The organism is Arthrobacter sp. Y3223151, assembly GCF_059091125.1.
In genome coordinates this window covers 1-21,491 of the sequence record NZ_JBNHGI010000016.1, presented here as the reverse complement: position 1 = coordinate 21,491, position 21,491 = coordinate 1, and the positions used below count along the sequence as shown (strand labels likewise).

The 21,491-nt window shown below is 69.9% G+C and carries 23 protein-coding genes; 2 read left to right on the top strand and 21 right to left on the bottom strand.

Translation table 11 applies throughout. From position 1 onward, the window contains the following. Nucleotides 1–4 precede the first annotated feature (4 nt). The 5 genes from miaB to AC5RUP_RS15970 form a co-directional block, all read right to left on the bottom strand. Nucleotides 5–1,522, bottom strand: coding sequence for a tRNA (N6-isopentenyl adenosine(37)-C2)-methylthiotransferase MiaB (gene miaB / locus AC5RUP_RS15990; protein ID WP_494153455.1), 1,518 nt, complete (start codon nucleotides 1,520–1,522; stop codon nucleotides 5–7). Nucleotides 1,523–1,576: 54 nt separating this feature from the next. Beyond that, entirely contained in the window at nucleotides 1,577–2,461 is an 885-nt protein-coding gene (locus AC5RUP_RS15985) for a hypothetical protein (protein WP_494153456.1), read from the bottom strand. 54 nt (nucleotides 2,462–2,515) lie between these two features. Further along, the gene (locus AC5RUP_RS15980; RefSeq protein WP_494153457.1) at nucleotides 2,516–3,073 is read right to left on the bottom strand and encodes a regulatory protein RecX; all 558 of its coding nucleotides are present in this window, start codon (nucleotides 3,071–3,073) and stop codon (nucleotides 2,516–2,518) included. Further along, nucleotides 3,074–4,126 (bottom strand): recombinase RecA, encoded by a 1,053-nt coding sequence (gene recA, locus AC5RUP_RS15975; RefSeq protein ID WP_494067973.1) that lies wholly within the window; start codon nucleotides 4,124–4,126, stop codon nucleotides 3,074–3,076. It lies immediately after the preceding gene. A 192-nt stretch (nucleotides 4,127–4,318) separates the two neighbouring features. Continuing rightward, nucleotides 4,319–4,540 (bottom strand): DUF3046 domain-containing protein, encoded by a 222-nt coding sequence (locus AC5RUP_RS15970; protein WP_494067974.1) that lies wholly within the window; start codon nucleotides 4,538–4,540, stop codon nucleotides 4,319–4,321. A gap of 129 nt (nucleotides 4,541–4,669) precedes the next feature. Here AC5RUP_RS15970 and AC5RUP_RS15965 point away from each other — a divergent pair, with 129 nt between their 5' ends. Then, on the top strand, nucleotides 4,670–5,152 hold the full coding sequence (locus tag AC5RUP_RS15965) for a MarR family winged helix-turn-helix transcriptional regulator (protein WP_493977755.1): 483 nt from the start codon (nucleotides 4,670–4,672) through the stop codon (nucleotides 5,150–5,152). 105 nt (nucleotides 5,153–5,257) lie between these two features. Here the strand turns inward: AC5RUP_RS15965 and AC5RUP_RS15960 are convergent, their stop codons facing one another. The 7 genes from AC5RUP_RS15960 to AC5RUP_RS15930 form a co-directional block, all read right to left on the bottom strand. Further along, nucleotides 5,258–5,695 carry a helix-turn-helix domain-containing protein gene (locus AC5RUP_RS15960; protein ID WP_493977754.1) on the bottom strand — a complete coding sequence of 146 codons (438 nt, stop codon included), beginning with the start codon at nucleotides 5,693–5,695 and terminating at the stop codon, nucleotides 5,258–5,260. A gap of 103 nt (nucleotides 5,696–5,798) precedes the next feature. Continuing rightward, complete coding sequence (locus tag AC5RUP_RS15955; protein WP_494133228.1) at nucleotides 5,799–6,317, bottom strand: CinA family protein; 519 nt, start codon at nucleotides 6,315–6,317, stop codon at nucleotides 5,799–5,801. Further along, complete coding sequence (gene pgsA / locus AC5RUP_RS15950; protein WP_494153458.1) at nucleotides 6,314–6,919, bottom strand: CDP-diacylglycerol--glycerol-3-phosphate 3-phosphatidyltransferase; 606 nt, start codon at nucleotides 6,917–6,919, stop codon at nucleotides 6,314–6,316. The genes AC5RUP_RS15955 and pgsA overlap by 4 nt, the downstream gene beginning before the upstream one ends. Before the next feature lie 64 nt (nucleotides 6,920–6,983). After that, the gene (locus AC5RUP_RS15945) at nucleotides 6,984–9,839 is read right to left on the bottom strand and encodes an FtsK/SpoIIIE family DNA translocase (RefSeq protein ID WP_494158751.1); all 2,856 of its coding nucleotides are present in this window, start codon (nucleotides 9,837–9,839) and stop codon (nucleotides 6,984–6,986) included. Between the two features lie 75 nt (nucleotides 9,840–9,914). Further along, nucleotides 9,915–11,606 carry a ribonuclease J gene (locus tag AC5RUP_RS15940; protein ID WP_494093049.1) on the bottom strand — a complete coding sequence of 564 codons (1,692 nt, stop codon included), beginning with the start codon at nucleotides 11,604–11,606 and terminating at the stop codon, nucleotides 9,915–9,917. 7 nt (nucleotides 11,607–11,613) lie between these two features. Then, on the bottom strand, nucleotides 11,614–12,525 hold the full coding sequence (gene dapA, locus AC5RUP_RS15935; protein ID WP_494014173.1) for a 4-hydroxy-tetrahydrodipicolinate synthase: 912 nt from the start codon (nucleotides 12,523–12,525) through the stop codon (nucleotides 11,614–11,616). A 120-nt stretch (nucleotides 12,526–12,645) separates the two neighbouring features. Next, nucleotides 12,646–13,449: an alpha/beta fold hydrolase gene (locus AC5RUP_RS15930; protein WP_494155120.1), complete on the bottom strand. Its 804-nt coding sequence runs from the start codon at nucleotides 13,447–13,449 to the stop codon at nucleotides 12,646–12,648. A gap of 115 nt (nucleotides 13,450–13,564) precedes the next feature. Between AC5RUP_RS15930 and AC5RUP_RS15925 the strand changes: the two genes are divergently transcribed. Then, entirely contained in the window at nucleotides 13,565–14,749 is a 1,185-nt protein-coding gene (locus AC5RUP_RS15925) for a heparan-alpha-glucosaminide N-acetyltransferase domain-containing protein (RefSeq protein ID WP_494158750.1), read from the top strand. 5 nt (nucleotides 14,750–14,754) lie between these two features. Here the strand turns inward: AC5RUP_RS15925 and AC5RUP_RS15920 are convergent, their stop codons facing one another. The 9 genes from AC5RUP_RS15920 to modA all read right to left on the bottom strand — a co-directional run. Next, nucleotides 14,755–15,261 (bottom strand): tetratricopeptide repeat protein, encoded by a 507-nt coding sequence (locus AC5RUP_RS15920; protein ID WP_494023815.1) that lies wholly within the window; start codon nucleotides 15,259–15,261, stop codon nucleotides 14,755–14,757. Further along, nucleotides 15,258–16,013, bottom strand: a complete 756-nt coding sequence (dapB, locus tag AC5RUP_RS15915; RefSeq protein WP_494067982.1) for a 4-hydroxy-tetrahydrodipicolinate reductase — start codon at nucleotides 16,011–16,013, stop codon at nucleotides 15,258–15,260. Before dapB ends, AC5RUP_RS15920 begins: the two co-directional genes overlap by 4 nt. A 16-nt stretch (nucleotides 16,014–16,029) precedes the next feature. Continuing rightward, nucleotides 16,030–16,458, bottom strand: coding sequence for a molybdenum cofactor biosynthesis protein MoaE (locus tag AC5RUP_RS15910; RefSeq protein WP_494002410.1), 429 nt, complete (start codon nucleotides 16,456–16,458; stop codon nucleotides 16,030–16,032). A gap of 57 nt (nucleotides 16,459–16,515) precedes the next feature. Further along, complete coding sequence (locus tag AC5RUP_RS15905) at nucleotides 16,516–17,007, bottom strand: MogA/MoaB family molybdenum cofactor biosynthesis protein (protein WP_494067984.1); 492 nt, start codon at nucleotides 17,005–17,007, stop codon at nucleotides 16,516–16,518. Then, nucleotides 17,004–17,480, bottom strand: coding sequence for a cyclic pyranopterin monophosphate synthase MoaC (gene moaC, locus AC5RUP_RS15900; protein WP_494093097.1), 477 nt, complete (start codon nucleotides 17,478–17,480; stop codon nucleotides 17,004–17,006). Before moaC ends, AC5RUP_RS15905 begins: the two co-directional genes overlap by 4 nt. After that, on the bottom strand, nucleotides 17,477–18,688 hold the full coding sequence (locus AC5RUP_RS15895; RefSeq protein ID WP_494158749.1) for a molybdopterin molybdotransferase MoeA: 1,212 nt from the start codon (nucleotides 18,686–18,688) through the stop codon (nucleotides 17,477–17,479). The genes moaC and AC5RUP_RS15895 overlap by 4 nt, the downstream gene beginning before the upstream one ends. A gap of 125 nt (nucleotides 18,689–18,813) precedes the next feature. Beyond that, nucleotides 18,814–19,866, bottom strand: a complete 1,053-nt coding sequence (locus tag AC5RUP_RS15890) for a sulfate/molybdate ABC transporter ATP-binding protein (RefSeq protein WP_494158748.1) — start codon at nucleotides 19,864–19,866, stop codon at nucleotides 18,814–18,816. Continuing rightward, a complete protein-coding gene (locus tag AC5RUP_RS15885; RefSeq protein ID WP_494155153.1) occupies nucleotides 19,863–20,672 on the bottom strand; it encodes an ABC transporter permease in 810 nt (269 codons plus the stop codon). Before AC5RUP_RS15885 ends, AC5RUP_RS15890 begins: the two co-directional genes overlap by 4 nt. 74 nt (nucleotides 20,673–20,746) lie before the next feature. After that, nucleotides 20,747–21,491 (bottom strand): molybdate ABC transporter substrate-binding protein (gene modA / locus AC5RUP_RS15880; RefSeq protein WP_494158747.1); only part of this gene is annotated, 745 nt, incomplete at its 5' end.

Here is a 21,491-nt window from a genome sequence, read left to right as displayed (position 1 = left end):
GCCGTCAGGCGGTTCGGCCGGGCAGCGCGGGCATGCCCAGCGACACCTGGGAGGGCTTGCCCGGGGCGGCCGGTACCGCACAGGAATCCGCCTGGGAGCGGTCCCACGCATCACCGGCGCGCGAGCGGCGCAGCTGGTAGTCCGCTTCGGAGGCCGGGTCGGCGATCAGGTGGAACGGTGCCGCCTCGGTGACGGTCACCGTGACCAGATCGCCCGGCCGCGGCGCCGGCGCACCCGCGGGCACGGAAAAGTGCACCAGCCGCTGGTCCCGGGCCCGCCCGGAGAGCCGGTGGGTTGCCTCCGCCTTGCGTCCCTGCTGCGCGGTCACCATGACCTCGAGCCTGCTGCCCAGTTGTTTGGCGTTCTCTTCGGCAGCAATCCGGTCCTGCAGGGCAATCAGGCGCTCGTAGCGTTCCTGCACCACGGCCTTGGGCAGCTGGTCCGGCAGTTCCGCGGCCGGCGTGCCGGGCCGCTTGGAGTACTGGAAGGTGAAGGCACTGGCGAAGCGGGCCCGCTCCACCACGTCCAACGTGGCTTGGAAGTCCTCCTCCGTCTCCCCCGGAAATCCGACGATGATGTCGGTGGAGATGGCGGCGTGCGGAATCCGTTCCCGGACCTTTTCGAGGATGCCGAGGAACTTGGTGGACCGGTAGGACCGGCGCATGTCCTTCAGGACCTTGTCCGACCCGGACTGCAGCGGCATGTGCAGCTGCGGCATGACGTTGGGTGTTTCGGCCATGGCGTCGATGACGTCGTCGGTAAACGCCGCCGGGTGCGGGCTGGTGAACCGGACGCGCTCGAGGCCGCTGATGTTGCCGCAGGCGCGCAGCAGCTTCGCGAAGGCGCCGCGGTCGCCGAATTCCACGCCGTAGGAGTTCACGTTCTGCCCCAGCAGGGTGACCTCGATGGCGCCGTCGTCGACCAGGGCCTGGACCTCCGCCAGGATGTCCCCCGGGCGGCGGTCGCGTTCCTTGCCGCGCAGCGAGGGCACGATGCAGAACGTGCAGGTGTTGTTGCAACCGACCGAGATGGAAACCCACCCGGAGTACACCGCGTCGCGCTTGGTGGGCAGCGTCGAGGGGAAGACATCGAGCGACTCGAGGATTTCCAGCTGCGCTTCGTTGTTGTGCCGGGCACGCTCCAGCAGGGCGGGAAGCGAGCCCACGTTGTGGGTGCCGAACACGACGTCGACCCAGGGCGCCTTCTGGAGGATCGTTTCCCGGTCCTTCTGCGCCAGGCAGCCGCCGACGGCGATCTGCATGCCGGGGTTGCGTTCCTTCACGGGGGCGAGCTGGCCGAGGTTGCCGTACAGCTTGTTGTCGGCGTTCTCCCGCACCGCGCAGGTATTGAACACCACGACGTCGGCCTGCCCGCCCTGGGACTCGACCAGGCCGGCTGCTTCGAGGAGCCCGGCAAGCCGCTCGGAATCGTGTACGTTCATCTGGCAGCCGAACGTGCGCACTTGGTAGGTGCGGGCTTCGTGCTGCGTCTCGATGGGCGGGGCTGGGGCAGTCAAACTCACCTTACAAGGGTACGGCCTGCGGCGGGACCGGCCACAATTCGCGGGGCGGGTCAATCAGTACCAGTTATTGTCCAGCTGGAAGTCCAGGGCCAGGCACGGCGAACCGTACCGGGACTCGATGTAATCCAGGCCGCGGTCGAGCCGGATCCGGAAAACGTACCCGCCGCCGGTCGATTTCTCGACGCCGGCGTTTCCTTCCGATTCCTTGTTCCAGAGCTCTTCGAGGCAGGCCAACTCCCCGGCACCCCAGCCGGGGGCCGGGATTGCGGCTCCGGTGTCGTCGTCGGCCGGCCCCGGGTCGTTCGTCGGTGCTTCAGCAGGCGGCCGGGAGCCCCCCTCGTTTGCCGCGGCGCCGGCCGCCGGATCCTGTTCTTCGTCCGGGCCGGCTGCAGCCCGTTGATTGGCTGCGCCCGGTGCAGCTTGTTCTTCGGCCGCGCGCCCGGCAGCTGCTTTCCCGGCCGGGTCTGTCGACGCGCCGTCCCGTGCCGCACCCGGCTGCGCCCCGGCGGCGCCTTGTTGGCCTGGACTCGTTGGTCCGGAGGCTTCCGTCTCCGCAACCTCTGCTGCAGGGGTTTCGGCTGCCTGACCGGCGGCAGTTTCGTTTTCGTCCGCCTTGCGCGGCTCCGATGCCCGCGCATCCTTTTGCGCGGCCGCGTCGGTGGAAGCTCGTTCCGTTTGCTGGCTCTGGGACGCACGCGTTACCGGCCGCTGCCCCTCGTCCGGGTCGCTCCAACCCATCAGCTGCTTCACCGGGTCTGCGATGAACTCCGCCGCCGCGGACGGGCTCTGGCCGTCGTGAAGGGCACCCGCTGCCCCGGTGGCGCCGAGGGCAGCGACAGAGCCGAGAGTCAGCCCCGCCGCGATCCGAAGGCGGCGCCGCCTGCGGGTGCTCCGGCGTAGCTGGGTGGATTGGCGACGTTCATTCTGCGATGGGCTCACAGTCCCAGAATGATACGTTCAATTCCAGAAAGTCACAATTCCATAACGGAAGGCTCAGTACCCCTGGTCGGCGGCGTTGCCGAGTTCCTCGTCCGCGACCCGGTAGGCCAGGGAGGACGGATAGCCCTTCCGGGCCAGCATCGAAACCAACCGCCGCAGATGCTTGTCCCTGGCCGACCGGTCGTTCAGTTCCCAGTCGGGACGGATCTTGCGGCGAACGAGTTCCCGCGCGGCGTCCAGCTCGTCGTCGGGCGAAAGCTGGTCAAGTGCCTGCTCGGCGATGTCGCCGGTGATCCCCTTCTCCGCGAGTTCCCGCCTGAGGGCAGCGCGTGCCAAGGAACGGGTCTGGGAGCGGCTGCGCACCCACATTTCGGCGAACTCGGCGTCGTCGATGAGATTGACTTCTTCGAACCGGTCGAGCACCGCCTCGGCGACGTCGTCCGGGACGCCGCGCTCAGCCAGCTTTGCGGCCAGCTGCGCGCGGCTTTTCGGGGACCGCGTCAGCGCGCCCAGCACAATCGAACGTGCCACCGCGTGGGGATCCGCCTCGGGCGCCAGGTCGGCCGGGCTGCCCGGCGTTGGCCCGGCGGCCGGACCGTTCCTGCGGGCCACCTAGAATCCGTCGACTGCCTTGAGCTTCGGCCCGCCTTCTTCTCCGCTGTCCGGAACGGGGTCGATCCCGAGCTTCTGCCGGATTTTGCGTTCCAGCTCGTCGGCCAGGTCCGGGTTGTCGATCAGGAACTTACGGGCGTTTTCCTTGCCTTGGCCCAGCTGGTCGCCGTCGTAGGTGAACCAGGCGCCCGACTTCTTGACCAGCGAATGTTCCACGCCCATGTCGATCAGGCTGCCCTCGCGGGAAATGCCATGGCCGTACAGGATGTCGAACTCTGCCTGCTTGAAGGGCGGAGCCATCTTGTTCTTGACAATTTTGGCGCGGGTGCGGTTGCCCACCGGGTTGGCGCCGTCTTTCAGGGTCTCGATGCGGCGGACGTCGATGCGCACGGAGGCATAGAACTTCAGCGCCTTACCGCCGGTGGTGGTCTCCGGGCTGCCGAAGAACACGCCGATCTTTTCGCGCAGCTGGTTGATGAAGATGGCCGTGGTCTTGGACTGGTTGAGCCGCCCGGTAATCTTTCGCAGGGCCTGGCTCATGAGGCGCGCCTGGAGCCCCACGTGGCTGTCACCCATTTCGCCCTCGATTTCCGCGCGGGGCACGAGGGCCGCGACGGAGTCGATCACGATGATGTCCAGCGAGCCGGAGCCAATCAGCATGTCCATGATTTCCAAGGCCTGCTCACCGGTATCCGGCTGCGATACCAGCAAGGCGTCGGTGTCGACGCCAAGCTTCTTGGCATATTCGGGGTCCAGGGCGTGCTCGGCGTCGATGAAGGCTGCGATGCCGCCGTTCTTCTGCGCGCTGGCCACGGCATGAAGCGCCACGGTGGTCTTACCGGAAGATTCCGGACCGTAGATTTCCACCACGCGGCCCCGCGGCAAACCGCCGATGCCCAGCGCCGCGTCCAAGGTGATCGAACTGGTGGAGATCGTTTCGATGGGGGCGCGCGTGTCGTCGCCGAGCCGCATCACCGACCCCTTGCCGAACTGCTTGTCGATCTGCGCCAGCGCAGCTTCCAGTGCCTTCTCGCGGTCAGCTGGTGCGGCCATTGTTCACCTCAGTCTCTTGCGGCCCTCGGGCCTTTTTTGTCTTGACGTCTTCCGACCGTAACCGCCGGTTCGGACAAAATGGGATCGGCAGCGGAGCGTGTGGATGATCCGTCCACTCGGGGGTCTGTGTAGAAGCTTAGCGGGATCCGAACACACTTTCGAACATATCGGCATTTGGCGCGGCGTGTCCGTTCAGCCGCGCGGCTCGCGGTCCTTGCCCCAGCGCCGCTCGGGCGGAACGTCCTGAACATCGCAGAGGGCCAGCCACACGGTTTTGGGCGGGATGCCCGCGGACAGCGCTTCGGCCGCGGTGCGGCCCCCGAGCTGACCCAGCACCAGGTCGGCCGCCAGGACATGCGAGTATGCTGGACCGAATTCATCGTCCATCAACCGCCAGAAGTCACTGGTTCGCACGCGTCCATCTTCTCACGTGTCCGTCCGGCCTCAACCGGACCGGACGGAGATTCGGCGGCATCGAAATAGCGTACGGCGCGTCAGGCCGACGTTGCCCTGCGTGTGCATCCCGCTCATTACAATGAGCCCATGACAGACCACGCCACAGGCAGCGCAGATGCAGGGTTCGATGCGGCCATCGAAGCACTGGAACGGCAGCTGAGCCTGCTCTGGCGCCGGGCCAGGGCGAATTCGCACCGGGTGGCACGAAACGTCCACCCGGACATGGAGCCTGCCGCCTACGGACTGCTGTTGATCCTGCAGCGGGAGCGCTCCATGCGGCTGACCGAACTGGCGGCCGCCATCGGCGTCGGCAAACCCTCCGTGAGCCGCCAGATCGCCATGCTTGAGCAGTTGGGACTGGTTGGCAAGGAGGCGGATCCACTGGACGGACGGGCCCAATCCATCACCTTGACTCCGGCCGGGCTGGAAAAGCTGGCCGAGGCACAGGCCGCCCGCAAAGTCGCCTTCCACGAGCGCCTTGGCGACTGGTCGGTCGAGGACCTGTCCACGCTGGGACAGCTGCTGGACCGGCTGAACGCTTCGTACGCCAACGAGCCGCCCGTCCACTAGCGGCACAGCCTCTCCGGGAGGGGCAGGCGCGGCGGGGCAACGGCCGGCACAACAAAAACCGGCCGGTCCGCCACGGGGCGGAACCGGCCGGTTCGGGTGTTCGGGTCAGTAGCGGGCGGAAGCCAGTCCGCGCAGCTCGTCGGGCAGCTCGTCGGGAATGGCCCCGACAAACTCCCGGGACAGTTCCTGCGGAACGGTGTCGGGAATGACGACGCCCTCGGCGTCGGCGACCCGGTCGCTGACTTCCCGGAGCATGTGCGACAGGGGAACGTCCAAAGCCGAGCAGATCGAGGACAGGAGTTCCGACGATGCTTCCTTTTGGCCGCGTTCGACTTCGCTCAGGTATCCGAGGGAGACGCGGGCGCTGTGCGACACTTCTCGAAGGGTGCGTCCCTGACGCTGCCGGACATCGCGGAGGACGTCGCCAATCTCGTGTCGTAGCACCACCATCTTGCGCTCCTTCTGCTCCGTACGCGGTTCTTCGGCCAATCCCACATCACGCCAACGGACTACACCGTTTACGGACACGGGCTGCTTTACCATCTGTATCGCCTTGCTCCCTCATGAGGTGTGCGGCTCGCGCCGCTGTCTTCCAAGCCTAGGCCAACAACGTAACAGTTGCTGACACCCTTTGATAACTACTGAATCAAAGTTTTTGTTCCCGGGCCCGATTCTCCGGTGCCGGCGGGACCGGGGCCGCGTCGATCGCGAGGCCCAGTTGTTCGATGGCCGCTTCGCACGCCAGCCGCCGGATGCGGGCACGGTCGCCCTCGAAGCGGTATTCGACGGCGCGCGTGCCTTCCGGAGACGCTACCCCGATCCAGACGGTTCCCACATCCCGTCCACCGTGCGGTTCCGGTCCCGCCACCCCGGTCGTGGACACCGCGATGTCGGCCTGCAACACGCGCCTGGCGCCGTCGGCCATCTGGCAGGCAACCGCTTCCGTGACCGCGCCCTCGCGCTCGAGCAGGCCCGCGTCGACGCCGAGCACCGCCGTCTTGATCCGGCCCTGGTAGGACACCACGCCGCCGCGGAGCGTGCCCGAAGCTCCCGGAATGGTGGCCAGCTCCGCCGCCACCATTCCCGCCGTCAGCGATTCGGCCGTGGCCAAGGTCACCTTCCGCGCGATGGCGGCTCCTACGACCACGGATGCGGGCGTGGTCACGGCCGGCCCTGCGGCTTTGCGAGGGCGGCACGGCGCAGCGCCACTGCCTTGACCACGTAGTCGATGCCGGTTGCCACGGTCACGACGACGGCGACCGCCATGACGGCAAAGGCGACCCAGACGGCCCAGGATCCCAGCCACGCTTCCAGCGGCAGGAGGTACAGGAAGATCGCCAGGGTTTGCAGCACAGTCTTCAACTTGCCGCCGCGCGAGGCCGGCATGACGCCGTAGCGGATGACGACGAAACGCAGCACGGTGATGCCCAGCTCCCGGACCAGGATGACGACGGTGATCCACCACGGCAGGTCGCCCAGCACCGACAGGAGGATCAGGGCCGCACCAATCAGGAGTTTGTCGGCGATCGGGTCGGCTATCTTGCCGAAGTTGGTGATCAGGCCCCGGGACCGGGCCAGGTCTCCGTCAAGCTTGTCGGTGTAGATTGCGACCGCAAAAACCGCCACGGCCAGCCAGCGGTACACCTGCCCTGCCCCGGCGTCGGCCAGCAGGAACCAGATGAAAAACGGGACCAGCAGGATCCGCACGGTGGTGAGGACGTTGGCGATATTGAGCAGGGGCACGGGCCGGGACACTGAATCAGTCACGGTTTCAAGGCTACCCGCCCGCCGTGGCCCTTCGGCCGCCGCCGGCGGGTACGCGGCACGCACGTCAGCGCCCGGTCAGGCTCCAGGCGTCCTCGGACCCTGAATCGTCGCCGTCGTGGTAGTCCTCCGCCTGTGGCCGCGAGTCCAGGTCTTCGGCGACCAGGTCACGCGGGCCGTCGAAGCCGTGGTTCGCGTTGGCGTTCTCCGCCAGCGCCTCCGTCAGCGAATCGGCCTCGCCCGCCGCGCCCGGGGCGGCCGCCGGCTGCTCATCGCCACGGATGGCGGCAAGCGTCGCGGCCAGGTCGTCCGGCTTGACCAGCACGTCGCGTGCCTTCGAGCCCTCGGACGGGCCGACCACGCCCCTGGACTCCAGCAGGTCCATCAGGCGGCCGGCCTTGGCGAAGCCCACGCGCAGCTTCCGCTGCAGCATCGACGTCGAGCCGAACTGCGTCGTGACCACGAGTTCGGTCGCCTGCAGCAGCACGTCCAGGTCGTCGCCGATGTCGTCGTCGATCTGCTTCTTCGGCGCCTCGACGGCGACGTCGTCCCGGTAGACGGCCTGCAGCTGTCCCTTGACGTGTTCCACGACCTTGTGGATTTCCGATTCGGAGACCCAGGCGCCCTGGACCCGGATGGGCTTGTTGGCGCCCATCGGCAGGAACAAGGCGTCGCCCTGGCCGATGAGCTTCTCCGCGCCGGGCTGGTCGAGCACCACGCGGGAGTCGGTCACCGACGAGGTGGCGAACGCCATCCGCGACGGCACGTTGGCCTTGATCAGGCCGGTCACCACGTCCACCGACGGCCGCTGGGTGGCCAGCACCAGGTGGATGCCGGCGGCGCGGGCGAGCTGGGTGATGCGGACGATGGAGTCCTCGACGTCCCGCGGGGCGACCATCATCAGGTCGGCGAGCTCGTCCACGATCACCAGCAGGTACGGGTAGGGCTTGATCACTCGCTTGGACCCGGCCGGCGGCACGACCTTCCCGTTGCGCACGGCCTTGTTGAAATCGTCGATGTGCTTGTAGCCGAAGTTGGCTAGGTCGTCGTAGCGGGTGTCCATCTCCCGGACCACCCACTGCAGCGCCTCGGCCGCCTTCTTCGGATTGGTGATGATCGGCGTGATCAGGTGCGGCACGCCCTCATACGCGGTCAGTTCCACGCGCTTGGGGTCCACCATGACCATCCGCACCTCGTCCGGCGTCGAGCGCATCAGGATCGAGGTGATCATCGAGTTCACGAACGAAGACTTGCCCGCGCCGGTAGCGCCCGCGACGAGCAGGTGCGGCATCTTGGCCAGGTTGGCCAGCACGAACCCGCCCTCCACGTCCTTGCCGACGCCCATGACCATCGGGTGCTCGGTCTTGCGGGCGTTGTTGGACCTGAGCACGTCGCCCAGGGAGACCGTCTCCCGGTCGGTGTTCGGGATCTCGATGCCGATGGCCGATTTGCCGGGAATCGGCGAGAGGATGCGCACGTCCGAGCTGGCCACGGCGTAGGAGATGTTCTTGGACAGCGCGGTGACACGTTCGACCTTGGTGCCCGGCGCCAGCTCGATTTCGTACCGGGTCACCGTCGGGCCGCGGGAGAAGCCGGTGACCTTCGCGTCCACCTTGAACTGGTCCAGCGTCTCGGTCAGCGCCTTGACGACGGCGTCGTTGGCCTCCGAGCGTTCCTTCGAGGGCGGGCCCGGCGGCAGGAAATCCGAGGGCGGCAGGGTGTAGGCGACGTCGCCGGCCAGCTGCAACTGTTCGGTGCGCTGCGGGATCGGGGTGGTCGGCGGCTGCGGCTGGACCGGGGTGGACGGGACGATGGGGGCCGCGGCCGCCGGCGCGGCGGCAGGCAGCACCGGCAGCGCCTCGGTGGCGCCTTCGGGTACCAGCCCCTGGTTGCGCTTGATCTTTTCGACGGCGAGCTCGGCCTGGGTGGGCCTGCGAACTCCCGGCGGCACGGTCGGTGCCGCCTGCTCCGTTCCGGCTTCTTCCTCCGGCTCGCCGTCCTCGATCACCGGTGTTTCGAACGCCTCGTCGAAGAAGAAACCCCCGTCGTCGCCGCCGTCCGTCTCTTCGGCCTTGCGCTTTCCGAACAGCTTGCGCCGCGGCTTGGGCTCCTTGGCCGGGGCGTCGTCGGCGTAGAGGTAGCTCTGGTCATGCCCGTCGGCGGCCGGCCGGTACCCGGCTTCCGCCGACGGGTCCTGGCCCATCAGGTGCTCGTAGAGCATCCGCAGGCGCATCGGTATGTGGCGGAACGGCGTGGCGGTCACGATCAGGATGCTGGTGAAGGCCAGCAGCCCGTAGAAGGCCACCGCCAGCCAGGTGTTGACCGCTGCCAGCGGCGCGGCAAGCAGGAACCCGGCCATGCCGCCGGCCGCCCACAGGGCATCGAAGCCGTCGGCGAGGGCGGGCTGACCGCCGATCACGTGGGCCAGCCCGGAGCCGGACGCCAGCGCCAGGATGAGGCCGATGGAGATGCGGCTGTTGGCGGGAGAGTCCTCCGGGCAGCGCATCAGGCGCACGGCCATGATCAGCAGCAGCACGGGCAACACCAGCGCCATCCAGCCGAAGGTTCCGCCGGCCATGGCGTGCACGGCGTCTCCGAACCAGCCGTCGAGCGCCCACCACTCGACGGTGGCCACGCAGCCGGCCAGCAGCAGCAGGAAGAAGCCGGTGCCGTCGCGGCGCAGTGCGGGGTCGGGCCGCACATCGGGGCCCAGCTTCCGGACGCCCGCGGCCACCGGACGCGCCACGGCCATCCACAGCCCCTGGATCAGCCGGGCCAGCAGCGGCAGTTGCTCTTCCTGGGGCTGCACCTCGAGCACCTTGGTCTTGCTGGAACGCCCCGAGGAGGAGCGCGCAGTGGTGCCTGTAGCCTTACCGCGCGACTGCTGGGTGCCTTTTCGGGCAGGGGAAGTACGAGTCGCCATAGTGGCTAGGTTACCGGCTGCCCGGCGTGATCCGCGGGATTTGGCTCCGGCGGATCGGCTGCGCCGGGTGCGGGATCAGGCCTCCAGGACCACGGGAACGATCATCGGCCGGCGGCGGTGCCGTTTGTTCACCCACGTGCCGATCACCCGGCGCACCACCTGCTGCAGCTGGTAGGTCGTGTGGTCCATGTTGTTGACCACGGCTTCTTCGAGGGCCGCGATGATCCTGGGTTTGATGTCGTCGAACACCGAATCGTCCTCGGCGAACCCGCGCGCATGGATTTCGGGACCGGAGACGATCTGGCCGGTGCTGCGGTTCACCACGGTGATGACGGAGATGAAGCCCTCCTCGCCCAGGATCCGGCGGTCCTTGAGGTCGGCGTCGGTGATTTCACCGATGCTGGATCCGTCCACATACACGTAGCCGCATTCGACCTGGCCGACAATCCGGGCCGTGCCGTCCTTCAGGTCGACCACCGATCCGTCGTCCGCGAGCAGCACGTTCCCGGCGGGCACGCCGGTTTGCTCGGCCAGCCGCCCGTTCGCAATCAGGTGGCGGGTCTCGCCGTGCACCGGCAGGGCGTTTTTGGGCCGCAGGATGTTGTAGCAGTACAGCAGCTCCCCGGCCGCGGCGTGGCCGGACACGTGGACCTTGGCGTTGCCCTTGTGGATGACGTCGGCGCCAAGCTTCAGCAGGCCGTTGATCACCCGGAAGACGGCGTTCTCGTTGCCCGGGATCAACGACGACGCCAGGATCACGGTGTCCCCCGCACCGACCTGCACGCGGTGGTCGCCGTTGGCCATCCGCGACAGCGCCGCCATCGGCTCGCCTTGCGATCCGGTGGACATCAGCACGATCCGGTCGTCCGGGAAGTCCTCAACGTTCTTCAGGTCCACGAGGATGCCCTCGGGAACGTTCAGGTAGCCCAGTTTGGCGGCGATGCCCATGTTCCGCACCATCGAGCGGCCGACGAACGCCACATGCCGGCCGTGGGCCGCGGCGGCGTCGAGCACCTGCTGCACGCGGTGCACGTGGGACGCGAAGGAGGCGACGATGATGCGTTTTTGCACCTGGCCGAACAGGCGCTCCAGCACCGGGCCGATTTCCTTCTCGGCCGTCGTGAAGCCGGGGACGTCGGCGTTCGTGGAGTCGGCCATGAAGAGATCCACGCCCTCCTCCCCCAGCCGGGCGAACGCGCGCAGGTCCGTGATCCGGCCGTCCAGCGGCAACTGGTCCATCTTGAAGTCGCCGGTGTGCAGCACCGTGCCGGCCGCGGTGCGGATAAAGACCGCCAGGGCGTCCGGGATCGAATGGTTGACCGCCACGAATTCGCACTCGAAGGGACCGAACTGCTCGACCTGGCCCTCTGCGACGGTGAGGGTCTGCGGTTTGATCCGGTGCTCGGCCAGCTTCGCCTCGACCAGGGCCAGGGTCAGCTGGGAACCGATCAGCGGGATGTCCTGCCGCATCCGCAGCAGGTACGGGACGGCGCCGATGTGGTCTTCGTGCCCGTGGGTCAGGACCACCCCGACGACGTCGTCGAGCCGGTCCTCGATGTACGAGAAGTCCGGCAGGATCAGATCCACCCCCGGCTGGTGCTCTTCCGGGAACAGCACGCCGCAGTCAACCACCAGCAGCCTGGAGTCGATCTCGAAGACCGCCATGTTGCGGCCGATTTCCCCGAGTCCGCCGAGCGGAACGATCCGGAGCGTCCCCGGTTCAAGCAGCGGCGGCGTGCGCAACTGGGTGATGGTGGATTCGCTCATCGGGCGGTCAGACCCCCAGCGCCAGGCCGGCCTCGGCCAGGTCGGCGCGGACCGGCGCGAGCTCGGCCTCGGTCGGTTCCACCAGCGGGAGCCGGACCACCGAATTGGGCAGGACGCCCTGCCACTTCAAGATCTGCTTGGCGGCGACCGCACCCTGGATGTGTGTCATCACTGCCCGGATGATCGGGTCCAGTTCGAAGTGCAGCCGGCGTGCGGTGGCGAAGTCCCCCGCCAGTGCGGCATCGACGAGCTCCCGGAACTGGCGGGTGGCCACGTGCGCGGTCACGCTGACCACGCCGACCGCGCCGGCCGCCATCAGCGGCAGGGTCAGGCCGTCGTCGCCCGCGTAGACGTCGAGGTCCGTGGCGGCCAGGACGCGGGTGGTCGCGGCGTAGTCCGCCTTGGCGTCCTTGAGCGCGACGACGAGCGGATGCTCGGCCAGCCGGATCAGGGTTTCCGTCTCGATGTTGATGCCGGCGCGGCCGGGGATGTCATAGACCATGACGGGCAGGCCGATGGCCGAAGCGATGGTCTCGATGTGGGCCTGCACGCCGGCCTGGCTCGGCTTGTTGTAATAGGGGGCGGTGATGAGCAGTCCGTCCACGCCGGCGCTGGCGGCGCGCCGGGAGAGACTGACCGAGTGGCGGGTGTCGTTGGTGGTGGACCCGGCAATTACCTTGGCCCGTCCCCCCACTGCCTCAACGACGGCCCGGAACATGCCCTCGTTCTCGTCGTCGGTGAGCGTCGAGGTCTCGCCGGTGGTGCCGGTGACGACGAGCCCGTCGCATCCGTCCTGGACCAGCTTGTCCGCCAGTTCCGCTGCCTTCCCGTAGTCGACCTCGCCCTCCTCGGTAAAGGGGGTGACCATTGCGGTGACCATGGTGCCAAAGGGATACTCACGAACGTCAGACTCAACCATAGGGAAAACGTTACCGTGTCCGTCGGCCCTATCGGCAATGGCGTACAAGGCGCGACACAGAGTTTCACGTCACGTGCGGCGGCTCCCGCCCGCCGTTAGCGCCCGGGGCCGGCGGGCGTGTCAGCGGGGCGCAGGAAGGCGGCCCAGGAAACCGGTCAGCAAGGCGGTCACTTCGTCCTGGGCGGCGAGGCAGCCGGCGTGGTCCAGGCCCGGCAGCTCGGCAAAGTGTCCGTCCGCCAGCAAGGCGGCGGCCTGGCGTGACTCCGCGGCGCGCGGGTGGTCCTCGCTGCCGGCGATCAGCAGGACGGGTAAGCGGATCCGCTGGACCTGGCGGGGATCGAGGCCGGGCAGCTCTTCGCCGGCGCGGAAGTAGGCGGCAAGCGCCGCCGGGTCGTTGGCCAAAAAGGCCTGCCGGGTGGCCGCGTCCACGGGCACGGAGCGGCGCTCGTTCCAGCGGCGGAGGAACTCTTCCATCCCGCCCGTCTCCAGCGCGTCCAGGTAGTCGGGGAAGAAGAGCTTGCCGACCTGGCCGGCCATGCTCCGGTGGGTTCCGCCCAGCATGGTGAGCGAACGCAGGCGCTGCCGGCGGTAAACCGCCATCGCGAGTCCTACCCGCGCGCCGAAGGAATAGCCGAAGTAGTTCACGCTGTCCAGCCCGCAGGCGTCCAGCACCGCTTCGACGTCGCCCATGAAACGCTCCATCGTGTAGGCGCCCTCGTCGTGCGGTTTGTCGCTGCGGCCGTGCCCGCGCATGTCCAGCGAGATCACCCGGTGCCGCGGCTTGAGGGCACGCTGGTAGCCCAGCCCCCGCCAGGTGGCCTTGGACAGGGCGGTTCCATGGACCAGCAGCAGCGGCTCCCCGGTGCCGGTGTCCTCGAAGGCCAGCCGCACGCCGTCGTCCCCGTTGACGGCAAATCCCATCATGGCCGCTCCAGGGGTGCGGCAGCCGCGTTCTCCAACCTGTTCATGCCCTCACGGTATCGCGTGCCGGCCGCTGGTCTCACGGCCGCCGCCACGCCGGCTGTGAGATTATCGGTGCATGCGCCCAGGTTCCACCCGCCCGCGGATTGCCGGGATCGATGCCGCCCGCGGCATCGCCTTGCTGGGCATGATGGCGACCCACATCTTTGCGCCGTGGACCGCCGGCACGGACCCGCAGCCGAACTTCGTGGGCCTGGTCCTCTCGGGGCGCTCTTCGGCGCTGTTCGCGGTCCTGGCCGGGGTCGGGCTGGCGCTGCTCACCGGCGGCAGCCGCGGCCACCGGGGCGGGAGCCTGGCCGCGGACCGCGGGGGCATTGCCGTGCGGGCGCTGCTCATTGCCACGGTCGGCATGATGCTGGGCGCGTTGGAAGTAAACGTCGCGGTGATCCTGGTCCATTACGGCGTGCTGTTCCTGTGTGCGTTGCCGTTCCTGCAGTTGCGCCGCGGCGTGCTGGCGCTGTGGGCGGCCGGCTGGATCGTCGTCTCGCCGGTGCTGGCCCACCTGTTGCGGCCCTGGGCGGAAGCGGCGGTGCAGCCGGCCGAGCTGGGCCACAATCCCATGGTCTACGACCTGCTGACGCCGGCCACGCTGTTCAGCGATGTTTTCCTCACCGGCTACTATCCGGTGGTGCAGTGGCTGGGGTATCTGCTGGCGGGCCTGCTGATCGGGCGACTGGAACTGCAGCGCACCGGCGTGCAACTGGGGCTGCTGGCGGCGGGCGCCGTGCTGGCCGTGGCCGCCAAGGCCGGTTCCTGGTTCCTGATGGAGCGGCTCGGCGGATATGCGGAGGTCGCGGCGACAGAGGCGGCGCGGCGGCCGGACTTCGACCTCGTGTACCAGGTGAACATGAGCTGGATCGAGCAGCGCGGCTCGTGGTGGTGGCTGGGCGGCTCGTCGCCGCATGCCGGAACGACCTTTGACCTGCTGCACACGGTGGGCACCTCGGCCGTGGTCCTGGCGGTGTGCCTGCTGCTGACGTCCCGGCTGCCGTGGCTGCTGATGCCGCTCGCGGGCGCCGGGGCGATGACGTTGACCCTCTATTCCGCGCATGTCTGGGTGCTCAGCGCGTTGCCGCCGGCTGCACCGGAACTGCCAACCTACCTGTGGCAGGCAGCGGCAGCGGTGGCGGTGGGCATGGCCTTCCTGGCCCTGGGGTGGCGGGGACCGTTCGAGCTGGTGACCTCCACCGCGGCGCGGCTGACCCGGGAGGCGCTGCGGCCGGCGGGCAGCCGGGGCCGCTGAACCGTTCAGGAACGGCTGAGGCTGATGGCGTGGCGCATCGACTCGCGGGCGCGCTTGCGGTCCCCCGCGGCGTCATAGGCGCACGAGAGGCGGAACCAGCTGCGCCAGTCCTCCGGCGCGGCTTCGGCCTCGGCCTGGTATACCAGGAACTCCCGGTCGGCCGCCTCCCGCACGATCCGCCCGCCGGGCGTGCGCGGCAGGTCGTCCACGGGCAGCCCGCCTTCGGCCTCGAGGGTCCGGGCCAGCCTGGACATCCGCGCGCCGAACAGCAATTCGCGGCTGAGCGCCCAGGCCCCGATGATCGGCAGGACGACCAGCGCAATGCCCAGGCCCTTGGCCACGGGGTCGGGTTCGCTGAGCATCAGCCAGGCCCGCTGCAGCGTGGCGCCCAAGTAGCCCACCAGCAGGACGATGATCACGCCGACCCAGATCTTGGCTCCGTGCCGGGCATACCAGCCGATGCGGCCGTTGCCGCCGTCCGCTGCGGGACCCGTGTGTTCGGCGTTGCTCATGAAAGTTCCAGGTACCCGTCTAGTCCGTAGGTCAGTCCGGGCCGCCCGCCGACGGTCCGGACGCCCAGCAGGACGCCGGGCATGAAGGAGGCGCGGTCGAATGAATCGTGCCGGATGGTCAGTTGTTCGCCCGGCCCGCCGAGCAGCACCTCCTGGTGCGCCACCAGGCCGCGCAGCCTCACGCTGTGCACGCGCACTCCGTCCACGTCGGCGCCGCGGGCCCCGTCCAGCGCCGTGGTGGTGGCGTCGGGGCCGGCGGGAACGCCTGCGTCCGTCCGGGCGGCGGCCACCAGTTGCGCCGTGCGGACCGCGGTGCCGGAGGGCGCATCCACCTTGTCCGGGTGGTGCAGTTCGATGATCTCCACCGATTCGAAGTACTTGGCGGCGGTGGCGGCGAAGGCCGAGGCCAGCACGGAACCGAGCGCGAAATTGGGGGCAATCAGCACGCCCGTTCCGGGATGCTGTTCCAGCAGCTCGGCCAGCGAGTCGCGCCTGGCCTGGTCCCAGCCGGTGGTGCCGACCACCGCGTGCATGCCGTGCTCGACGGCGAAGCGGACGTTGGCCTCGGTGTTGTCCGGCGTGGTCAGGTCCACCACGACCTGCGTCCCCGCGGCCACCAGCTCTTCCAGCGCGTCGCCACGCTTCAGCGCGGCCACCAGCTCCAGGTCAGGGGCGCCCTGGATGGCCGCGACGGCCTCGCTGCCCATCCGTCCGCCGGCGCCCAGCACGGCCACCGCAAGTTGCTCAGTCATGCCCTCCAGCGTATCGCTACTGCCCGATGCCGACCCATTCGGTGCTGCCGTCGGCGAAGTGCTGTTCCTTCCACACGGGCACCTCTTCCTTGATCCGGTCCACCAGTTCCGAGCAGGCGGCGAAGGCTTCGGCGCGGTGTGCCGACGCGACGGCGGCGACCAGGGCCGGGTCGCCGATCGCCAGCGGGCCGGTGCGGTGCGCCACCCAGATGCGCACGCCGTCGTGATCCGCGGCGATGCGCCCCGCGACCTCGGCGATCACGCGCTGGGCGCTGGGGTGGGCGGAGTAGGACAGCGCGGCCACGGCCTGGCCGCCGTCGTGGTTGCGGACCACGCCGCTGAAGCTGACCACGGCACCGCATTCGGCGGAGCCTACCGCGGCGGTAGCTTCGCCCGCGTCGATCGCCTCGCCGGTCACCGCGGCGTACAGCACCGTGCTGGTCATGGTTGTCCTCTCATCGGCTGCATGCTTCCAGTATCCCTTGGCCGGCCCGGTGCGGCGTCAGCCGGCATGGCCGGCGTCGGTGTCGCCTTCCAGCTGCGCGCAGATGTGCCCGATCAGCGGATCCAGGGCGGCCAGGCCGTCGCGCACTCCCCCGGGAGAGCCGGGCAGGTTGACCACAAACGTGGACCCGGCGGTTCCGGCCACGCCCCGGCTCAGCGCGGCCAGCGGGGTCTTGGTGCGCCCGTAGTCACGGATTGCTTCCATCACGCCGGGCAATTCCCGTTCCAGCGCGACGGCGGTGATCTCCGGGGTGCGGTCGTCGGCGGCCAGTCCGGTGCCTCCGCTGGTGACGATCACCCGGGGCCCGGCAGCGAGCATCTTCCGCAGCGCCTGGCGGACGGGTTCGCCGTCGGCGACGATCTGGGGGACGCCGGCCGCCAGGCCGTGCCCGGCCAGCCACTCGGAGATCAAGGGCGCGCATTCGTCCTCGTAGGCGCCGGCCGCGGCGCGGGTGGAGGCAACGATGATGCCGGCGGTCCTGGCGCTCACAGCGCCCAGTCCCCGCTCTTGCCTCCGGATTTTGCCAGCACCTTGATGTCGGAGATGACCGCGTGCTTGTCCACGGCCTTGACCATGTCGTACAGGCTCAGTGCCGCCACCGAGGCGGCGGTCAGCGCCTCCATTTCCACGCCGGTGACCGAGCGCGTCTTCACCGTCGCCTCGATCCGCACGGACTCCGCGGCCGGGAAGAAGTCGACCGTGACCTTGCTGATCGGCAGCGGGTGGCACAGCGGGATCAGCTGCGGCGTCTGCTTGGCCGCCATGATCCCGGCGACCCGGCTGACGGCCAACGCGTCGCCCTTGGGCAGCGAACCGGCGGCCAGGAGTTCGACCACGTCGGGGCGGGTGGTGAGCACGGCCTGCGCCGTGGCTTCCCGGGTGGTTTCGTCCTTGCCGCTGACATCGACCATGTGCGCCGTGCCGTCCTCGCGGACGTGGGTCAGGCGTTCTGCTTCACTCATAGCAGCCATATTTCCACGTCCTGGCCGGCATCGGCGCGCTCCACCCCCACGGGCAGGTGGACCAGCGCGTTGGACTGCGCCAGCGCGTGCACCAGGTGGGACCCCGCTCCGCCCACCAGCTGCACCCGTCCGCCGTCGTAACGGCCGCGCCGCACCTGGTGTTTGCCGGCCGGCGACTCCGCGGCCTCCGCCAGCGGGGCGCGCAGCGCCGCCCGCGGAGCGGGGGCTCCCAGCACCGCCGTCAGCGCCGGCCGCAGGAACATCTCGAACGAGACCAGGCAGCTGACCGGGTTGCCCGGGAACGCCAGGAAGACCGCGTCGCCGATCCGGCCGGCGCCCTGCGGCCCGCCCGGCTGCATCGCCACCGAGGCGAAGGCCACCCCTTCGGGCTCGAGCGCCTGCCGGACCACTTCGAAGGCGCCCTTGGAGATTCCGCCGGAGGTCAGCACCAGGTCGGCGCCGTGGCGGCGCAGGTCCTCGTCAAGCCGGCGGCGGAACCCGGGCGCGGAGTCGGCCAGGATGCGGCTGGAGACCACCTCGCAGCCGGCCTCCCGCAGCGAGGCCGCCAGCAGGGTGTTGTTGGCATCGTAGATCTGTCCGGCCCGCAGCCGGGCGCCGGCGGCCACCACCTCGTCGCCCGTGCTCAGCAGCAGCACCCGCAGCCGCGGCCGCACTTCGGCCGAGGCCAGGCCGAGCGCCGCGAGCAGGCCCAACTGCGGCGCCTTCAGCAACGTTCCGGCCGCCAGCGCGAGGTCGCCGGCGGCGATGTCGCTGCCGGCGGCGCGGACGAACCGGCCGGCCGGAGTTTCCGGCAGGGTTACCGTGCCTCCCTCGCCCTCGGCCGGGAAAGAGTCCGGCACCGCTTCCTCGATCGGCACGACGGCGTCCGCCCCCGCGGGCAGCATCGCCCCCGTCATGATCGGCGCGGCCGAGTCCGGCGGCAGCGCCGGTGCGGCATAGCCGGCCGGAATCGCCGCGGCCACGGCGAACCCGGCTCCCCCGGCGGTCTCCGCGCTGCGGACCGCGTAGCCGTCCATCTGCGAGTTCGCGAAGGGCGGCAGGCTCATCGGCGCGGCCACGTCGGCGGCCAGCACCCGCCCGAGGGCCGCCGCCAGGTCCACCGTCTCGCTCCCGGCGAGGCAGTTCCGTGCGGCGTGACGGAGCAATTCCTCGACGACGGCGCAATGCCCGGCGACGCTCTGTGCCACTGGCCCTCCTTGTCGCAGGCGGAACCGACGGCCGGGTGCCGGAAAGGGTGCCGCGCGTGCATGTTCTGCTGCCATCCTAGGGGACGGCCCCGGGCGGCACCGCGGGGCTTCCCCGGACGGGACAGTCAGCGCGGGTAGATCGAAACCTCGGCCGCCTTGACCACAAAGTGCACACGTTCCCCCGGCGCCAGCGACAGGTCGGAAACCGCGGCGGGCGTGACCTCGGCGGCCAGCGCGCCGGCCCTGACCGTGACCAGGCCGCCGTGCGGCACCAGTTCGGTCACGGTGGCCGCCACGGCGTTGCGCGGGCTGCCGGCCGGCAGGTCGGGGAACAGCGCCACCGAGGCAGGACGGAACACCGCCGCCGCGGGGTCCCCGGGACGCAGCCCGGCTTCGGCTTCGCCGCTCCAGTGCGTCCCGTCGGCGCCGGCCAGTCCGGTCTCAGTGGCGGTGCCGGTGACGAAGTTCAGGCCGGTCATGTCGGCGGCGAAGGCACTGCGCGGCCGGGCAAACACCTCGCGCACCGGCCCCTGTTCGACGATCCGCCCGCCGTCCATGACCACCACCCGGTCGGCCAGCAGCAGGGCATCCAGCGGCTCGTGGGTGACGATGACGGCGCTCCGCCCGGCCAGCACCCGGCGGAGCAGCCTGCGCAGGGCCGGGGCCGCCGTGATATCGAGGGCGGACATCGGCTCGTCAAACAGCAGCAGCGAGGGGTCTGCCGCCAGCGCACGGGCTACCGCGACGCGCTGCGCCTGGCCCCCGGACAGCTCTCCCGGCCGGCGGTCGGCCAGCCCGGAGGCTTCCACTTCCGCCAGCCAATGCCGGGCTTCCCTGCGGGCATCGGCCCGGGAGGCTCCCCGGCTGCGCAACCCGTAGGCAACGTTAGCCTCGACGCCCAGATGCGGAAACAACAGCGCCTCCTGCGCCAGCAGGCCGACGCCGCGGGCATGCGCAGGCACCCAGCGGTCCGGCTGCGGCTGCCCGGCGCTGAACAGGACCTTGCCGTCCAGTTCCGCCCGGCCCCAGGCGGGACGCAGCAGCCCGGCAACCAAGCCCAACAGGGTCGACTTGCCGGCCCCGTTCGGGCCGAGCACTGCGACGGTTTCTCCGTCCGCGACGCTGAAGTCGGCCTCGAAGCCGCGGGACGGCAGCCGCGCGTTCAGTTCCAGGCTCATGGGAGACCCGCCCGGCCCGGGCCGTTCCTGCGGTGGACCAGCATCACCACGGCGACCGCGACCACCACCAGCACGAGCGACAGCGCCACCGCGGCATCGGCATCGGTTTCCCGCTGCAGGTAGATCTCCAGCGGGAGCGTGCGCGTGACTCCCTCCAGGCTTCCGGCAAAAGTCAGCGTGGCTCCGAACTCGCCCAGGCACCGGGCAAAGGACAGCACCGCCCCGGAGAGCAGCCCGGGCAGCACCAGCGGCAGGGTCACCGTGCGCAGGACTCGGGACGGCCGGGCGCCCAGCGTCGCCGCGACCGTTTCGTACCTGGTGCCCGCCGTGCGCAGTGCACCTTCCAGGCTCAACACGAGGAACGGCAGCGCCACGAAGGACTGCGCGAGCACCACCGCGGTGGTGGAGAACGCGATCTCGAGGCCGATCATTTCGAAGGTGCCGCCGAGCAGCCCGCGGCGCCCGAACGTATACAGCAGGGCCAGGCCGCCGACGACGGGCGGCAGCACCAGGGGCAACAGCACCAGCGACCGGACGACCTGCTGGCCGGGGAAACTGCTGCGCGCCAGCACCAGCGCCATCGGGACGCCCAGCACGATGCACAAGGCCGTGCTGGCGGCGGCAGTCCGCAGGCTCAGGCCCAGCGCGGCCAGCGCCGGCTCGGAGGTCACGAGCCGTGGAAACTCCAGCCAGTTCACGCGCGCGGCCATCCCGGCCAGCGGCAGCAGGACGAAGACGGCGCCGGCCGCAGCCAGCGGATATACCCAGTAGGGCACCGGGGCGCGCACCGCCGCCGTCGTCGTCATGTTCTCCCGTTCGTCCCGAAGGTTGTCCGCTATCCCGTCCGGCGCCCTGGCCGGGCCCGGCCGCCGCGCGGCGGTCACGGCGGGCCGAATCCCGCCGCCGCCAGGGCCCGCCGGCCGGCGTCCCCGGTGACGAGATCCACGAAGGCTTCGGCTGCCGCCGGGTTGTCCGTCCCCTTCAGGCCGACGATCGGGTAGGCGTTGACCGCCTGCCCGGCTTCCGGGATGGGGATGCCGCGGGCCTTGCCTCCGGCGCCCTGCACGTCCGTCGCATACACCAGGCCGGCGTCGGCCTGGCCGGAGAGCACCTTGCCCAGGACGTCGGTGACCGATTGCTCTTCGCTGACCGCCGGGATATCCACGCCGGCGGCGCGTTGGACGGCGGCGGCCGCGGCGCCGCAGGGAACCTGCGGTGCGCACAGAACGGTTTTGACCCCGGGCTCGGCCAGGTCGTCCAGCGACGAGACGCCGGCAGGGTTCGCGGCGGGCACCGCGATCTGCAGCACGTTGGTGGCGAAGACCACCGGCGGGCCGTCGTTCAGTCCGTGCCCGGCAACCAGGTCCATGGTTGCCTGGTCGGCCGTCGCGAAAACATCCGCCGGGGCCCCCGCCAGGATCTGGGCGGCGAGGTCGGAAGAACCCCCACTGTTCAGGCGCACCTCCACGCCGGGGTGGCCGGCCTCGAACTCGTCGGCCAGCCCGGAGAAGACGGAGTGCAGCGACGCCGCCGCGAAAACGGTCACCGTGCCCTCCGGCCCGGAACCGTCCGCCCCGCCGGCCGCGCCCGCCCCCGACGGCCCCGGCGCCGCGCCCGCGCTGCCC

Excerpts from the sequence above, each read along its gene's own strand:
- recA (WP_494067973.1), bottom strand. The coding sequence starts at position 4,126 with ATGGCCGCACCAGCTGACCGCGAGAAGGCACTGGAAGCTGCGCTGGCG.
- AC5RUP_RS15965 (WP_493977755.1), top strand. The coding sequence starts at position 4,670 with ATGACAGACCACGCCACAGGCAGCGCAGATGCAGGGTTCGATGCGGCC.
- AC5RUP_RS15960 (WP_493977754.1), bottom strand. The coding sequence starts at position 5,695 with ATGGTAAAGCAGCCCGTGTCCGTAAACGGTGTAGTCCGTTGGCGTGAT.
- AC5RUP_RS15945 (WP_494158751.1), bottom strand. The coding sequence starts at position 9,839 with ATGGCGACTCGTACTTCCCCTGCCCGAAAAGGCACCCAGCAGTCGCGC.
- AC5RUP_RS15940 (WP_494093049.1), bottom strand. The coding sequence starts at position 11,606 with ATGAGCGAATCCACCATCACCCAGTTGCGCACGCCGCCGCTGCTTGAA.
- dapA (WP_494014173.1), bottom strand. The coding sequence starts at position 12,525 with ATGGTTGAGTCTGACGTTCGTGAGTATCCCTTTGGCACCATGGTCACC.
- AC5RUP_RS15930 (WP_494155120.1), bottom strand. The coding sequence starts at position 13,449 with ATGATGGGATTTGCCGTCAACGGGGACGACGGCGTGCGGCTGGCCTTC.
- AC5RUP_RS15925 (WP_494158750.1), top strand. The coding sequence starts at position 13,565 with ATGCGCCCAGGTTCCACCCGCCCGCGGATTGCCGGGATCGATGCCGCC.
- AC5RUP_RS15920 (WP_494023815.1), bottom strand. The coding sequence starts at position 15,261 with ATGAGCAACGCCGAACACACGGGTCCCGCAGCGGACGGCGGCAACGGC.
- dapB (WP_494067982.1), bottom strand. The coding sequence starts at position 16,013 with ATGACTGAGCAACTTGCGGTGGCCGTGCTGGGCGCCGGCGGACGGATG.
- AC5RUP_RS15910 (WP_494002410.1), bottom strand. The coding sequence starts at position 16,458 with ATGACCAGCACGGTGCTGTACGCCGCGGTGACCGGCGAGGCGATCGAC.
- moaC (WP_494093097.1), bottom strand. The coding sequence starts at position 17,480 with ATGAGTGAAGCAGAACGCCTGACCCACGTCCGCGAGGACGGCACGGCG.
- AC5RUP_RS15890 (WP_494158748.1), bottom strand. The coding sequence starts at position 19,866 with ATGAGCCTGGAACTGAACGCGCGGCTGCCGTCCCGCGGCTTCGAGGCC.
- AC5RUP_RS15885 (WP_494155153.1), bottom strand. The coding sequence starts at position 20,672 with ATGACGACGACGGCGGCGGTGCGCGCCCCGGTGCCCTACTGGGTATAT.